Source organism: Phaeobacter sp. JH20_02, from assembly GCF_048056915.1.
In the GTDB taxonomy this organism is placed as follows: domain Bacteria; phylum Pseudomonadota; class Alphaproteobacteria; order Rhodobacterales; family Rhodobacteraceae; genus Phaeobacter; species Phaeobacter bryozoorum.
The window spans coordinates 684,855-698,250 of record NZ_JAYMVP010000028.1; the positions used below are offsets into that span (position 1 = coordinate 684,855).

At 65.1% G+C, this 13,396-nt stretch carries 14 protein-coding genes; 5 read left to right on the forward strand and 9 right to left on the reverse strand.

What is annotated here, in order from left to right:
• Positions 1-157: 157 nt before the first annotated feature.
• From VWY34_RS17335 to VWY34_RS17345, 3 genes are all read right to left on the reverse strand, one after another.
• A complete protein-coding gene (locus tag VWY34_RS17335; protein WP_416546447.1) occupies positions 158-724 on the reverse strand; it encodes a hypothetical protein in 567 nt (188 codons plus the stop codon).
• A gap of 61 nt (positions 725-785) precedes the next feature.
• Positions 786-1,574 carry a ribose-5-phosphate isomerase RpiA gene (gene rpiA / locus VWY34_RS17340; RefSeq protein ID WP_340546131.1) on the reverse strand — a complete coding sequence of 263 codons (789 nt, stop codon included), beginning with the start codon at positions 1,572-1,574 and terminating at the stop codon, positions 786-788.
• A gap of 176 nt (positions 1,575-1,750) precedes the next feature.
• Entirely contained in the window at positions 1,751-2,143 is a 393-nt protein-coding gene (locus VWY34_RS17345; protein WP_416546449.1) for a hypothetical protein, read from the reverse strand.
• A 200-nt stretch (positions 2,144-2,343) separates the two neighbouring features.
• On the opposite strand from VWY34_RS17345, the gene VWY34_RS17350 reads away from it, so the two are divergent.
• The 3 genes from VWY34_RS17350 to VWY34_RS17360 all read left to right on the forward strand — a co-directional run bounded on the left by VWY34_RS17350 (position 2,344) and on the right by VWY34_RS17360 (position 5,520).
• Entirely contained in the window at positions 2,344-3,075 is a 732-nt protein-coding gene (locus tag VWY34_RS17350; RefSeq protein ID WP_416546451.1) for a glutathione S-transferase family protein, read from the forward strand.
• On the forward strand, positions 3,075-4,448 hold the full coding sequence (locus VWY34_RS17355) for an L-serine ammonia-lyase (RefSeq protein WP_416546453.1): 1,374 nt from the start codon (positions 3,075-3,077) through the stop codon (positions 4,446-4,448). The genes VWY34_RS17350 and VWY34_RS17355 overlap by 1 nt, the downstream gene beginning before the upstream one ends.
• A 109-nt stretch (positions 4,449-4,557) precedes the next feature.
• Positions 4,558-5,520 carry a DMT family transporter gene (locus VWY34_RS17360; RefSeq protein ID WP_340546135.1) on the forward strand — a complete coding sequence of 321 codons (963 nt, stop codon included), beginning with the start codon at positions 4,558-4,560 and terminating at the stop codon, positions 5,518-5,520.
• Positions 5,521-5,530: 10 nt separating this feature from the next.
• Here the strand turns inward: VWY34_RS17360 and VWY34_RS17365 are convergent, their stop codons facing one another.
• Entirely contained in the window at positions 5,531-6,193 is a 663-nt protein-coding gene (locus VWY34_RS17365; RefSeq protein WP_416546455.1) for a thiamine diphosphokinase, read from the reverse strand.
• Between the two features lie 139 nt (positions 6,194-6,332).
• On the opposite strand from VWY34_RS17365, the gene VWY34_RS17370 reads away from it, so the two are divergent.
• A complete protein-coding gene (locus tag VWY34_RS17370) occupies positions 6,333-8,615 on the forward strand; it encodes a chemotaxis protein CheA (protein WP_416546457.1) in 2,283 nt (760 codons plus the stop codon).
• 170 nt (positions 8,616-8,785) lie between these two features.
• On the opposite strand, the gene VWY34_RS17375 is transcribed toward VWY34_RS17370, so the two are convergent.
• The 5 genes from VWY34_RS17375 to nthA all read right to left on the reverse strand — a co-directional run bounded on the left by VWY34_RS17375 (position 8,786) and on the right by nthA (position 12,615).
• Positions 8,786-9,031 carry a DUF2842 domain-containing protein gene (locus tag VWY34_RS17375; RefSeq protein ID WP_340546138.1) on the reverse strand — a complete coding sequence of 82 codons (246 nt, stop codon included), beginning with the start codon at positions 9,029-9,031 and terminating at the stop codon, positions 8,786-8,788.
• Positions 9,031-10,344 (reverse strand): adenylosuccinate synthase, encoded by a 1,314-nt coding sequence (locus VWY34_RS17380; RefSeq protein WP_340546139.1) that lies wholly within the window; start codon positions 10,342-10,344, stop codon positions 9,031-9,033. Before VWY34_RS17380 ends, VWY34_RS17375 begins: the two co-directional genes overlap by 1 nt.
• Positions 10,345-10,925: 581 nt before the next feature.
• Entirely contained in the window at positions 10,926-11,267 is a 342-nt protein-coding gene (locus VWY34_RS17385) for a nitrile hydratase accessory protein (protein ID WP_416546459.1), read from the reverse strand.
• Positions 11,264-11,992 (reverse strand): nitrile hydratase subunit beta, encoded by a 729-nt coding sequence (gene nthB, locus VWY34_RS17390; RefSeq protein ID WP_416541259.1) that lies wholly within the window; start codon positions 11,990-11,992, stop codon positions 11,264-11,266. Before nthB ends, VWY34_RS17385 begins: the two co-directional genes overlap by 4 nt.
• Positions 11,989-12,615, reverse strand: a complete 627-nt coding sequence (gene nthA, locus VWY34_RS17395; RefSeq protein WP_416546461.1) for a nitrile hydratase subunit alpha — start codon at positions 12,613-12,615, stop codon at positions 11,989-11,991. The genes nthB and nthA overlap by 4 nt, the downstream gene beginning before the upstream one ends.
• Positions 12,616-12,860: 245 nt before the next feature.
• Here nthA and secG point away from each other — a divergent pair, with 245 nt between their 5' ends.
• Positions 12,861-13,223: a preprotein translocase subunit SecG gene (gene secG, locus VWY34_RS17400; protein ID WP_340546143.1), complete on the forward strand. Its 363-nt coding sequence runs from the start codon at positions 12,861-12,863 to the stop codon at positions 13,221-13,223.
• Positions 13,224-13,396 lie beyond the last annotated feature (173 nt).

Sequence of the window (13,396 nt, forward strand, 5' to 3'; positions counted from 1 at the left end):
CCCTTCTCATATCTTGCGCGAGGTATCCCATAGCGCAGAGGTAATTGCCAGTCTCGCAGGTGGGGACACTGCGCCCTGATTGTTATGCCCAGGGGCGGTTTAGTCGCGAAACCGTGAAAAGCGCGTGAAGAGACCGAGACGCTTGTGACAAAGCAGGCTAATCTACAACCGCCTTGCCGTAAGACGAGGACCAATCCGGCCAGTACGAGGCGAACGCAGCCTGAAACCGCCGTGTTTCAATTGTATCAGCGTTTTCCAATGGGCATCGAAGTTTGGTCAATGAGCCGTCTTCAGCGCGCACGAGAATCGACGCATACCGGTATCGCCGAAAGGGCACGAGACGCAGATCCGATGCCTTTTCCTGAACAGCGACAACTCTCGACCAAGGGATCCTAGCGGAGGATGAGCAGAGGCCTGTGCGTGTCGTAATTCCCTTTGCAGAGACCTCTGCCCAGCTGAGAGGGATCCCATCCCACAGAAAGCACAAAAGCGTCAGCAAATACAGATAGGTCAACGGCGCTAGATAAGGGACCTCGAAATCGGGCTGATCCAGCACCCACCAATTGTTTTTCTGCGACACCGAAGCGATGAGCAGTGCAAGCGAGAACACAAGGAACGGTGTTGCCGGGACACGCAGCCTCACCGACAGGGAAACCGGCCGGTCCCACGTCTCAGGATCGGCAGCCGATATGTTAGATGTGGTTTGCATGTCGGTGGTCGTCATATGGTTCCAGATATCGCGGTGGCCGACAAAAGCCCAGCCGTCTGGCCCTATCCGTTGCACCTCAATCCATCAGATCCGTGAACAGATTCTCGGTCTCGACAAAATCCAGCCGGTCGATTTCCACCGTACCCTCATTGATGTCGCGCACCTCGACCCTGCCATCGCCATAGCCGACCACCACGGTGTCACAGATATCGACGAACAGCCCGTTCTCGACCACGCCGGGGATCTGGTTCAGCACCAGCGCCATCTGCCGCACGTTGCCGATCCGGTTGAGATGCAGATCCAGAATATGGTTGCCCTCATCGGTCACCAGCGCCGCATCGCCGTTCATCCGCAGCGTTGTCTTGCGGCCCATCACGTCCATCGCCACCAGTGTCTCCTCCAGCAGCGCCTGCGTGGTCTGCCAGCCAAAGGGGATCACCTCCACCGGCAAGGGAAAGGCGCCGAGCGTCTCGACTTCCTTGGCCTTGTCGGCGATCACCACCATCCGGTCCGAAGCAGTGGCGACGATCTTTTCCTGCAACAGCGCGCCGCCGCCCCCCTTGATCAGGTTCAGATCCCGGTCGAACTCATCAGCGCCGTCAATGGTCAGATCCAGCCATTTCGCCTCATCCAGCGAGACCACCTCGATGCCCACTTCCAGCGCCAGCTCCGCCGTACGGCGCGAGGTCGGCACGCCCTTGATCCGCAGCCCGTCGGTCTGCACCATCTCACCCAGACAACGCACCAGCCAGGCCGCCGTCGACCCGGTCCCGAGACCAACCCGCATCCCGTCCTCGACCATCTCCGCTGCCCGTTTGGCGGCAACGAACTTGGCCTTGTCGATAGGCGATAGTTCTCCTGTCATGGCAGCATCTCCCTGAAGCTATCTTCTGGTGGTATAAGCCTAATCCGCCCCCGGCGCGAGAGGCCAGCGCCCGCACGCACGATTTCGCAACACGGGCATAAAATGCAGTTCCAGAATACGGGCAGAAAAACGGGCATGATACCCGGCAGGATATCTGGCCAGACGATCGTGGCAGGTCAGCGCGATGTGCTCAGGATCTCGGCAAGCGTCGCGTAATCCTCCCGGTAGTCGAAGGATCCGAACTGCCCGCCGATCCGCACCGCCAGATAGAACAGCACACTCAACAGCAGGGCCGCCGGCACCGTCACCAGCGCCAGGGGCCAGCGCTGTGTCACCGCGTCATGCAGCATCGCGACAAAGAACTTCCAGTCGCAGCGCGCCCGGTCCCAGCGATCACCGCCCACCGCATAGCCGAAATCATGGTGCCGCCAGCTGGCATCGCAGAAAAACCAGCTTGCGGTGTCGGTAATCAGCGCCCGCAGGCGATCCGGCAGCCAATAGGGGCCAACCCCATTGCCGAACCGCAGTTTCTGGGCCTCTGTCAGGTCATCAAAAGAAGGGCGCGACATCCGCTCTCACCTGTTTATCCTTACAGCCAATTCCGCATATTGCGCCGCACAGTAGGATCACGGATATCGGGAATTCAACCGTCCGGCGCATCATTCGCGCCGCCACCTGTGCCAGCTTCTGCGCAAACTGCGTGTTTCCTATTGGAAACGTCGGAAACGGGCGTTACCCATGGCGGCGGAGATCTTAGAATGGTTCCACGATGGACAAGTATCGCCTGCATTACGCCCCCGACAATGCCTCGCTGGTGATCCGGCTGGCGCTGGAAGAGATGGGCCTCAGCTATGACACCGCGCTGGTCGACCGCCGCGCCGGTGCGCAGAATGGCGCTGCCTATCGTGCGCTCAACCCCACCGGGCTGATCCCGGTGCTGGAGACCCCCGACGGTGCGATCTTTGAAACCGCCGCCATCCTGCTGTGGCTGGGCGACACACACCCCGAGACGGCGCTGGTGCCCGCCCCCGACAGCCCGCAGCGCGCCGCCTTCCTGAAGTGGCTGTTTCATGCCTCCAACACGCTTCATGCCGATCTGCGCATGTTGTTCTATCCTGAAAAATACATCGGTGCGGCGCCGGACGACCAGCGCCGGCTTCAGGCCATGCTAAAGGTCCGCATCGCGACGCATCTGCGCAATCTGGACGCCGCCTGCGCAACCGTGCCGCCCCTGTTCATCGGTCCCTCCGCCAGCGATGATCGCGCCGGTCCCAGCGCACTTGCGCTCTATCTGGCCTGCATGATGCGCTGGATGGCGCTCTATCCGCGCAACAGCGACCGCAGCTGGTTCCGGCTGAGCGACACCCCGGACCTCGCCCGGCTGCTCTCCCGGCTTGAGACCCGCGCCAGCACAGTTACTGCCGCCAGGGCCGAAGGCCTTGGCCCGACCCCGTTTACACAGCCACATCTCGCGCAGCCGCCAGAAGGATCAGCGACCTAATGTTTCTCTCCGTCTTCGACATGTTCAAAGTGGGCATTGGCCCGTCCTCCTCTCACACGATGGGGCCGATGGTGGCCGCCGCGAAGTTTCTGGACCTGATGCGCACCTCGCCCTTCGACTTTCACGGGCTGCGCGCCTCGCTGCATGGCTCGCTTGCCTTCACCGGTGTCGGCCATGCCACCGACCGCGCCACCATCCTCGGGCTTGGCGGCTTTGTCGCTCATGACTATGACGACGCCAAGGCCGAGGCCTTTCTGGCGGAGCTGGACAAGACCCATAAAATGCACCCCGAGGGTCTGGGCGCGCTGCATTTCGACCCCAAGGCCGACATGATCTTCGATTATGATCACGCCCTGCCGGGCCATGCCAACGGCATGATCCTGATGGCCACCGATGCCCAGGGCGACGTGATCCTGAAACAGGTCTACTACTCCATTGGCGGCGGCTTTGTCCTCACCGAGGAAGAGCTGACCGCAGGCAAGGCCACCGACGAAGGCGATCCGGTCCCCTACCCGTTCAAATCCGCAGCCGAAATGCTGGAGATGGCCAAGGCCAGCGGCAAATCCATCGCCCAGATGAAACGCGCCAACGAAATCGCGCGCGGCTGCGAAGAGAGCCTTACCAAAGGCACCGCCCGCATCTGGCAGGTGATGAACGACTGTATCAACCGCGGACTGGAGCGCGACGGCATCCTGCCCGGCGGCCTCAAGGTGCGCCGCCGCGCCAAGGGCATTCACGATGCGCTGCTGGCTGAACGTGGCATGAACATCAACGCGCCGCACACCATCAATGACTGGATGAGCGTCTATGCGATGGCGGTGAACGAGGAAAACGCCGCCGGCGGTCAGGTCGTGACCGCCCCCACCAATGGCGCCGCAGGCACCCTGCCGGCGGTGATCCGCTACTATCTCGACCACGTACCGGGCGCGTCCGAATCCCATGTTGAGGATTTCCTGCTGACCGCCGCCGCCATTGCCGGGCTGGTCAAATACAACGCGTCCATTTCCGGCGCCGAGGCCGGCTGCCAGGCCGAGGTCGGCTCCGCCGCCGCGATGTCGGCCGCAGGTCTCTGTGCGGTGATGGGCGGCACGCCCGAACAGGTGGAAAACGCCGCCGAGATCGCGCTGGAGCATCACCTCGGGATGACCTGCGATCCGGTCAAAGGCCTGGTCCAGGTCCCCTGCATCGAGCGCAACGGTCTGGCGGCGATCAAGGCGGTCTCCGCCGCGTCGCTGGCCCTGCGCGGCGACGGCCAGCACTTCGTGCCGCTGGACGCCTGTATCGAGACCATGCGCCAGACCGGCGCCGACATGCACGACAAATACAAGGAAACCTCCCTCGGCGGCCTCGCCGTGAACGTGCCGAACTGCTGAACCATAATCCCACAGGATCGGGCCCATTGCGGCCCGATCCACGCAGGGGTTTCGCAGCCGGATTCAACCCCTACTTGCATCCCCCCGCCACCACGCCTAGCGTGGCGTTATGACTCATGACCGCCCCTCACTAGGCATCCTGCTCATGCTCGGCTTCTGTATCGTCGCCCCCTTGGGTGACGCGGTGGCCAAACTGCTGGGCGCTCATATCCCCTTGGGGCAGCTGCTGTTTGTCCGCTTTGCCGCGCAGGTCCTGCTGCTGGTGCCGCTGATCTGGGCCACAGGGCGCCTGTGGCGGATGCGGGGCCGCGTGCTCTGGCTGACCTTCCTGCGCACGCTGCTGCATATCGCGGGCATCGGCGCGATGTTCACCGGCCTCAAATACCTGCCGCTTGCGGATGCGGTGGCCATCGCCTTTGTGATGCCCTTCATCATGCTGCTTCTGGGCAAATACGTGCTTGGCGAAGAGGTCGGCATGATGCGCCTCTTGGCCTGCATCGTCGGTTTTGGCGGCACGCTTCTGGTCATTCAGCCCAGCTTTGCAGCCGTTGGCCTGCATGCGCTCTGGCCCCTGATGGTTGCCGTGGTCTTTGCCCTGTTCATGCTGGTCACCCGCCAGATCGCCAAGGACACCGATCCGGTTGGCCTTCAGGCGGTCTCCGGCACCATGGCCTGTGTCATGCTGCTGCCGGTGCTGCTGCTGGGACAGGTCACGGACATCCCCGCCCTGTCGCTGGTGACGCCAAGCGCCGAACAATGGGGGCTGCTGGCCGCCATCGGCAGCCTCGGCACCGCCGCCCATCTGCTGATGACCTGGAGCCTGCGTTACGCGCCTGCCGCGACTCTCGCCTCGATGCAATATCTGGAGATTCCGGTGGCCGCACTGTTTGGCTGGTGGATCTTTGCCGACCTGCCCAATGGCATCGCCGCCCTAGGGATTGTGATCACCGTTGCGGCCGGCCTCTTCGTGATCCTGCGCGAGCGTCAGATCCAATCCCGCAAGAGTGCCGCCGAGCGGGCTGCGCTGCTCACCCGCGACCCGCCCATCGCGCCGGAACAGCCGGCCGTCTGACCCGCCAGCCTCAGCCAGCAGCCAGCGCACCCACCACCACGCCCAGCCGCGCCCGTGGCAGGATCACCAGCAGCCCCGGCCCATCGGCCCGGATCCGAACCGGCCCCGTCGCCCGGTTGGAGGTCCCGACCCGCGCCATCGGATCCAGCTGCAAGCCCTCGATGGGCCATTCCAGCCCCTCCGACCAGCCGCTCACCCGCTGCATCGGAAACAGCGAGACCACCTCCCCCGCCACCAGCGGCAGGGCGATCTCGCCGCGCAGATGAAACACCACCTCCTGCGGCCCCAGCAGCACGCAGGGGCTGGGATGTGGCTGCATCAGCGTATTGAACCCGGCCAGCTGATGATCAATCCGCCCGCCCAGAAACCCGACCCCCAGCACCACCGGCGCAGAGATCGCGCGCAGCGCCTTGTCGAAATCCGTCGTGGTCTGCTCGGCCACATGGTGCAGCGTGCCGGGGGCGAGCTGCGCCTGCACATCCGCCGACAGCGAATCCAGATCGCCAATGACGGCGACCGGCCGATGCCCCGCCGCCAGCACATGGGCTGCGCCGCCATCCGCCGCCACCAGCACCGGTGCCAGCGCCAGCGCCGCCTCCAGATCCCCGGGATCCACCGCGCCCGCCCCGACCAGGGTTACCGGCTCAAACCGTTCAACAATCAGCTCTTTCATGCTGGGATTACTCGCAGAAAAGGAAACAGACCACAATGTGGACACAAAATGATACGATCAATTGCACGGATTCGGGCGCAATTTGACCCCCTGGGCGGTCAACGTAGACGGCACTGACTTTGGCGAGGACACCTATCCGATGGTACAGAACAATAAGGTTTTGACAGTCTCCTACGGGACTTTTTCCTGCACATTGGAGGGGTTCGACGATTCATTCGGCACGATGAAGGCCATTGCGGAGTATTTCCGCGATCTGGCCTCCGATGACCGCTACTTCGGGGCCGAACCGCCGCAGCCGGACGCCGAAATGCTGGCGCGCATCGCCCAGCGTGAGGTCGCCCGCCAGGTCGAGGCGCGCACCAGCGCCGAGGGCATCCACCTGCGCGCCGCCACCCTGCCGCCGCCGCCGCAACAGACCGCACCGCCGCAGAGCGCAACACCGCCCCGCCCCGCTGCCCAGCAGCCCAGCGAAGAAACCTCGCAGCATCGCGCCACCGGCGCCCTCGCCGCCCCTGCTGCCCCGGCCCCTGTCAGCGCTGCCGAACCGACAGACCCCACCGCCCGCACCGCCCCGGCCAGCGCGCCCAAAGCCCGCGCGCCGCTGTCAGAGCCCTCGGCGACGCCTGTGGCTGAGGTGAAGTTGCAGCCGGTCCAGCAGACCGCACCCACCTCTGCCGCCGCCAGAATCGCCGCGGCCCCGGCAGCCGCTGCCGCCTCGGCCCTCGCGGCCCAGGATGCCCCAGACGATAGCGGTACGGCCGCCACGGCCGATGCCGAGACCAACGCCGAAAGCATCGCCGCCAAGCTGCGCCGCATCCGCGCTGTTGTGGCCAAGACCCCGGTTGATGAGTTCACCGAAGACCAGCACGCCGAACAGGCCCGCGAAGAGGCGGTCAAGGAAATCACCAACGCGCTCTCCGCCGATCACGATGCCGTCGACGCTCCGCGCGCCGCAGATGGCCAGATCGCAGCGCAGGAGCTCGACGAAAACGACGAGGATGACGCCGCCATCGCCGCTGCGCTGAACCGGCTCGACCTCGGCAACACCCCGTCAGTTCCTGCCACACCCAGCGTGCCCAACGTCCCCGAAGGCGCCGAAGAATTCTTCGCCGACAGCAGCAGCGCCACGGATGACACCGAGGCCGACAGCCTTGAGGGCGATCTCGACGAGAGGGTCGCGCCCCTGTCGGAAACTGCCCAGCCACAGCCTGCGAAGGCAGAGGTCCAGCAGGCAGAGGTCCAGCAGGCCGAGCGCGCCCCGGAAGAAACCTCAAAGAGCGAGACCGCTGCCGAGACCCCAGCCGCGCCCGAAACCGCCGCGCCCCGCAAACGTGGCCGCGTGCTGCGGATCAAGCGCCGCGATATCGAAGGCGCCATGGCCGATGGCACGCTGGAAAAACTCGACGACACCGCCGCCGCGACTGTGCCCGATACCCCTCCGGCGACACCCGCCGCCCCGGCGCCCGAGGCCGCCGAAACATCCGAGGCCCGACCAGAGACCCGCCCAGAAACCCACAGCAGCCTCTCACCCGATGACGAGGCCGAACTGCTGGCCGAACTCGCCGCCGTCGAGGCCGATCTGCTGGGCAGCGATGATGATGAGGCCTTCTTTGACGACGAGGATGACGAGGACGAGGACAGCGCCGCACCGGCCGCAGCTGTGCGCGCCTCGCCTCGCACTGACGCACCGCTCAACAGCGCCGCAGAGGCCGCCGCCGCCGTGGCGCCCGGCTCCCGACGGGGCGCCACCAGCACCGCCGACAGCGATATCGCCCGTCTGATGGCCGCCGCTGACGAACGCCTGGAAGACCCCGAAAACACCACCTCGCGCGAAACCTACAGCCAGCTGCGCGCGGTCATGGCTGCGGCCTCGACCGAGCGCTCCGCCGGTGGCGCGCTGGAGGCCGAGGACGACGCCCAGGTCTACCGTGACGATCTGGCCAGCGTGGTGCGCCCGCGCCGCCCCGAATCCCGCGAGACCGCTGACCAGCGGCCCGCCAAACCGGCGAGCCGCCCCGCACCGCTGCAACTGGTCCAGGAACAGCGCATCGACGACAGCGCCGCCGCCCCCGTGCGCCCGCGCCGGGTCTCCGCCGCCGTGCTGGCCGAAGAGGCCCCGCGCAACAGCGGCAGCGACGGCGGCTTTGCGGCCTATGCTGCGAAATCCGGCGCCGTGGAACTGGCCGAACTTCTCGAAGCCGCCGCCGCCTACATGAGCTTTGTCGAAGGCCGCGATCACTTCTCGCGTCCGCAGCTGATGAACAAGGTCCGCGATGTCGATGGCACCGACTTCAACCGCGAGGACGGGCTGCGCAGCTTTGGCCAGCTCCTGCGCGAGGGCAAGATCGAACGCGCCGACAATGGCCGCTTCACCGCCTCCGGCCAGATCGGCTTCCAGCCTGGCAACCGCGCCGCAGGCTGATCCCCGACCCAGATGACACTAAAAAAGGCGGCCCCCAAAGGCCGCCTTTTTAGATTGAGACCAGCCCGGCGTGACACTGCCGACCTGTCATCTTTCCCGAAATACTCCGGGGTGAATTGACCGTCAGGTCAAGAGGGGCAGCGCCCCTCCCCGGCTGTCATCCCGGCGCCTCAGCCCTGATCCTGATCCGCATCATCCGGATCCGCCTTGCCGACACCGCGAAAGACGAATTTGAACGGCAGAATCCACAGGACACCCAGCAGCACATAGACAATCAGCTCAACCAGCAGCGACGGCCGGTCCAGCCAGCTGATCACATTGACCGCCAGCACGATATAGACCGGCATGCCAATCAACAGGATCACCAGCGCCCAGCGCCGCCGCGCCTTATAGCTCAGACCACCCTCGCCCGACATCAGTCGGCAAAGGGATCGGTCACCAGAATGGTGTCGTCCCGCTCCGGGCTGGTGGACAAAAGCGCAACCGGGCAGTCGATCAGCTCTTCCACGCGCTTGACGTATTTGATCGCATTGGCAGGCAGGTCGTTCCAGCTGCGCGCCCCTTCGGTGCTCTCGCTCCAGCCCGGCATCTCTTCATAGATGGGGGTGCAGCGCGCCTGCTGGTCGGCTGCGGTCGGCAGATAGTCCAGACGCGCGCCGTCCAGCTCATAGCCGACACAGATCTTCAGCGTCTCGAACCCGTCCAATACGTCCAGTTTGGTCAGCGAAATGCCGGTGATGCCGGAGGTGGCACAGGTCTGACGCACAAGGCAGGCATCAAACCAGCCACAGCGGCGCTGACGGCCGGTGGTGGTGCCGAATTCATGACCACGGGTGCCCAGACGCTCGCCATCCGCATCCGGGGTGCCATCCGCATTCAGCAGCTCGGTCGGGAACGGGCCTTCGCCCACACGGGTGGTATAGGCCTTCACGATGCCCAGCACATAGTCGATGGAGCCCGGACCAATACCCACACCGGTTGCCGCCTGACCGGCAATCACGTTGGAGGAGGTCACAAACGGGTAGGTCCCGAAATCAATATCCAGAAGCGCACCCTGCGCCCCCTCAAACAGGATCCGCTTGCCCGCCTTGCGCTTTTCATTCAGCACTTTCCACACCGGTGCGGCAAAGGGCAGGATATCCTTGGCGATCTCTTTCAGCTGCGCGATCAGATCGTCGCGATCCACGGCTTCGATGCCCAGACCCTTGCGCAGCGGATCATGGTGCTGCAACGCACGATCAACACGCGCGACCAGGGTCGCCTCATCCGCCAGATCCGCGACACGGATCGCACGACGGCCCACCTTGTCCTCATAGGCCGGGCCGATGCCACGACCGGTGGTGCCGATCTTGGTGCCCTTGGAGGCCGCCTCTTCGCGCGCCCGGTCCAGCTCGCCATGCAGCGGCAGGATCAGCGGCGTGTTCTCCGCAATCATCAGCGTCTCGGGAGAGATATCCACGCCCTGGGCGCGCACGGTCTCGATCTCCTTCATCAGATGCCAGGGGTCCAGCACCACGCCGTTGCCAATGACCGAGAGCTTGCCGCCACGCACCACGCCCGAGGGCAGCGCGTGCAGCTTGTAGACCTTGCTGTCGATCACCAGCGTATGACCGGCGTTATGGCCGCCTTGAAAACGCGCAATGACATCAGCGCGTTCGCTGAGCCAATCGACAATCTTGCCTTTACCTTCGTCACCCCATTGGGCGCCGACTACCACGACATTGGCCATCTCAGGTCCTCATGTATGCTGGTTGAAACCGACGCTCCGTATAACGAGACCGCGCAGACAGGGGAACCGGTTTTTCGTCGCAGGCGCGGGAATCCACGGCAAAGCCCCCTGCTGCGTGGCGAAAATGGACGATCAGGCCGCCGCGCAGCGCTGTTGTGCGTGGAGCGCCCGTCGCAGGGCCGTTGCGTCCGCAGCGCGCGCCCTCTTCACCCCTTCGGGACCAGGATATGTCAGTCTGGACGCGGATCGATCCCCCGCGTCAGGGTCACTTAAGCCCGGCGCACCCACACGCACAGGAGACCGGCCCCGATCCCATCGGGGGCGTGTCAGGATATCCTGCCTGCGCAGGCCCCATCCGGGCCTGTCCACCTCCACCGGCGGCGCCGCCATCCCTGTTTTTGGCACAGCGCGAGACCGCAACCGAGACGAGACCGACAAACAGACCCGAACGACACAGGCCGGAACGACCCAGACCCGGTGCGGATCTCCCCGCGCCGCACCATCAGCCGTGGCGGTGGCGCCCCGAACCGGTGCAGCTGCGCCCGGCCCTCCGCAGACGATATTTCCGGCCACTCGCCCGACTAATCCGCAGGCAGCTCAACCGGCATGCCATGTGGCGTCGACAGATAGGCCGCCTCCCAGCGGGCGCGCATCCCCTCGGCATCGACAGGGGCCACCCGGCCTGTCTCTGCCAGAAACATCTCCAGCGTCTCCAGCCAGACGGCAAAGTAATCCTCGCCCCCGTTCAGATCGCGCTCCAGCCCATAGCGGCGCAGGCTGGCAGAAAACCGCGTCACCCAGTCGCCCCAGGACAACGCCCCACTTTCATTCAGATGCACCGTCAGCGCAAAGACCTGCGCATGCCACGGCTGTTCAAAGGCCGGTTCCGGGCGCTCTGCCACCGGCGTGTCAATTCTGCTCATGCCGGCTCCAGATAGCTTTGCCACAGGTCCAGAACCACCTCGTCGCGCGGATGCTCCGGCGCGCTCCACAGCTCGGCCGCCGGGAACACCACCGCATAAAGCGGCTCCGGCGCCTCCCCCAGACCATGTGCGGCACTGTCCGGCAGAACATGCGCCCCATGCAGGCGCAGCACGCGACCGCTGGCGCCCACTGCATAGTCGGGCAATCGGGTGTGACCGCCCGCCACCAGCCGGTTGCCACCGGGGCGGCGACAGCGCACCGCATCGCCGGGGGCAAAGACCACCGGCACATCAGAGGGCCGGTCCGCCGGTCCGCCCTTGGCGAGGGTTGCGGCCACATCCGATGCCTTCAGCGCACGGGCAGCGAGCGGATGCGGGGCCACGGCCTCTGCGCCCGTGCCGTCTTTCTGACGCCCCCCTGCCTCGGCTGTCGCCAGATCCGCGCGGCTCAGCACACCCTTTTCCACCAACAGCGTCGCCAGACCGGCCAGCCATTTCTCGTAGTAGGAAAACCGCGTGTAATCCTTCGGTGCCAGCCGCTCGCGGGCGTGGCGCGAGGTGTCGATATTCCACTGCCCCAGCGCGCCGCAGGCCAGCGTCACCGCCAGGGCACGGGCGTGCCAGTCTTCGGCAAAGACCTCTTCGGCAAAGACCGGGGCATCCTCTGCCTCGGGCACCACCGGCCCGTCCCCGAATCGCCCGCCCATGTCATGCAGCCTGCTCATGTCGCTGCCTCCTCGGGCAGCTGCGCCAGACCGGTGCCGATCATGCTGTCGCGGCTGACCAGCGCCGCCAGCGCGTCCTCGCTCAGCCCCTCACTGCCCGCAGGCCGCATCGGCAGCACCAGATAACGGACCTCAGCGGTGGAATCCCAGACCCGCACCGCGGTGCCGTCGGGCAGGCTCACGCCGAATTCCGCCAGCACCTTGCGCGGCTCGCGTACCGCTCGGGCGCGGTAGGCGTCGGATTTGTACCAGCCCGGCGGGATCCCCAGCAAAGGCCAGGGGTAACAGCTGCATAAGGTGCAGACGACGATGTTATGCTGCTGCGCAGTGTTCTCGACCACCACCATATGTTCACCCTGACGACCATAATACCCAAGCTCCGCCAGCACCGGATCGGCATCAGCCAGCAGACGCGCCCGAAACTCAGGATCAGCCCAGGCCCGCGCCACCACGCGGGCGCCATTGGCCGGGCCGATACGGTTCTGATAGGTATCGATAATTTCATCCAGCGCCGCCGGATCAATCAGCCCCTTTCGGGTCAGCACCGTCTCCAGCGCCTTGACGCGCAGGGCGGGGTCCGGGGGCAACAGGCTATGCGGGGCGTCTGCGTGATCATGAGGCATAGGGCGAGACTGCCCGCAGCGGTGCAAAGCTGTCCAGTCACAATCCGTCATGATCCCGATCACCAGCCGTGATGCCCGCGCGCAGCCGCGGCAGCCGGACCTCTCATGCGCCGTTTTCTGCGGATTTGATGCGCCCGAAACGCCGCAGGTCCGCCTTCTCCGCCCTTCGGCAAACTGAGCCCTTGCCCCTCAGAGCAATCTTCCCTATTTACCGCCCGATACTCAGCCAACCGCCGTAGGATCCTATGGAAAACGTCGTACTCATCATCCATCTTCTTCTGGCCCTGGGGCTGATTGCCGTTGTCCTCTTGCAGCGCTCCGAAGGCGGCGGCCTTGGCATGGGCGGCGGCGGTGGCGGGGCCATGTCCGGCCGTGCAGCAGCCACCGCGATGAGCAAGGTGACTTGGATCCTGGCCGTGGCCTTCATCGCCACATCCATCACGCTGACCATTCTGGCAGCACAGAAATCCGCAGGCTCTTCGGTTGCAGATCGCCTCTCGGCGCCTGCCGCAGAAGGCGCTGCCGACACACCCGACACCCCGCTGGGCAGCGACCTGCTGCCGCCGGTGCAGGGTGACAATGCACCGCTGGTTCCCAGCGCAGACTAATCCGGCCACCCGGCCCGGACCCTCGGATCAGCCCGACAGCCAATTGCGCTTCGGGCAGATCCGGCAAGACCAGAGCGTCTGACGCGGGATTCGCGAGGATCCACTACACTTAGAATGAACAAAAGCAGCCGTAACAGCATCTTGCGGCTTGCTTGCGCATTTTGCGCGAATCC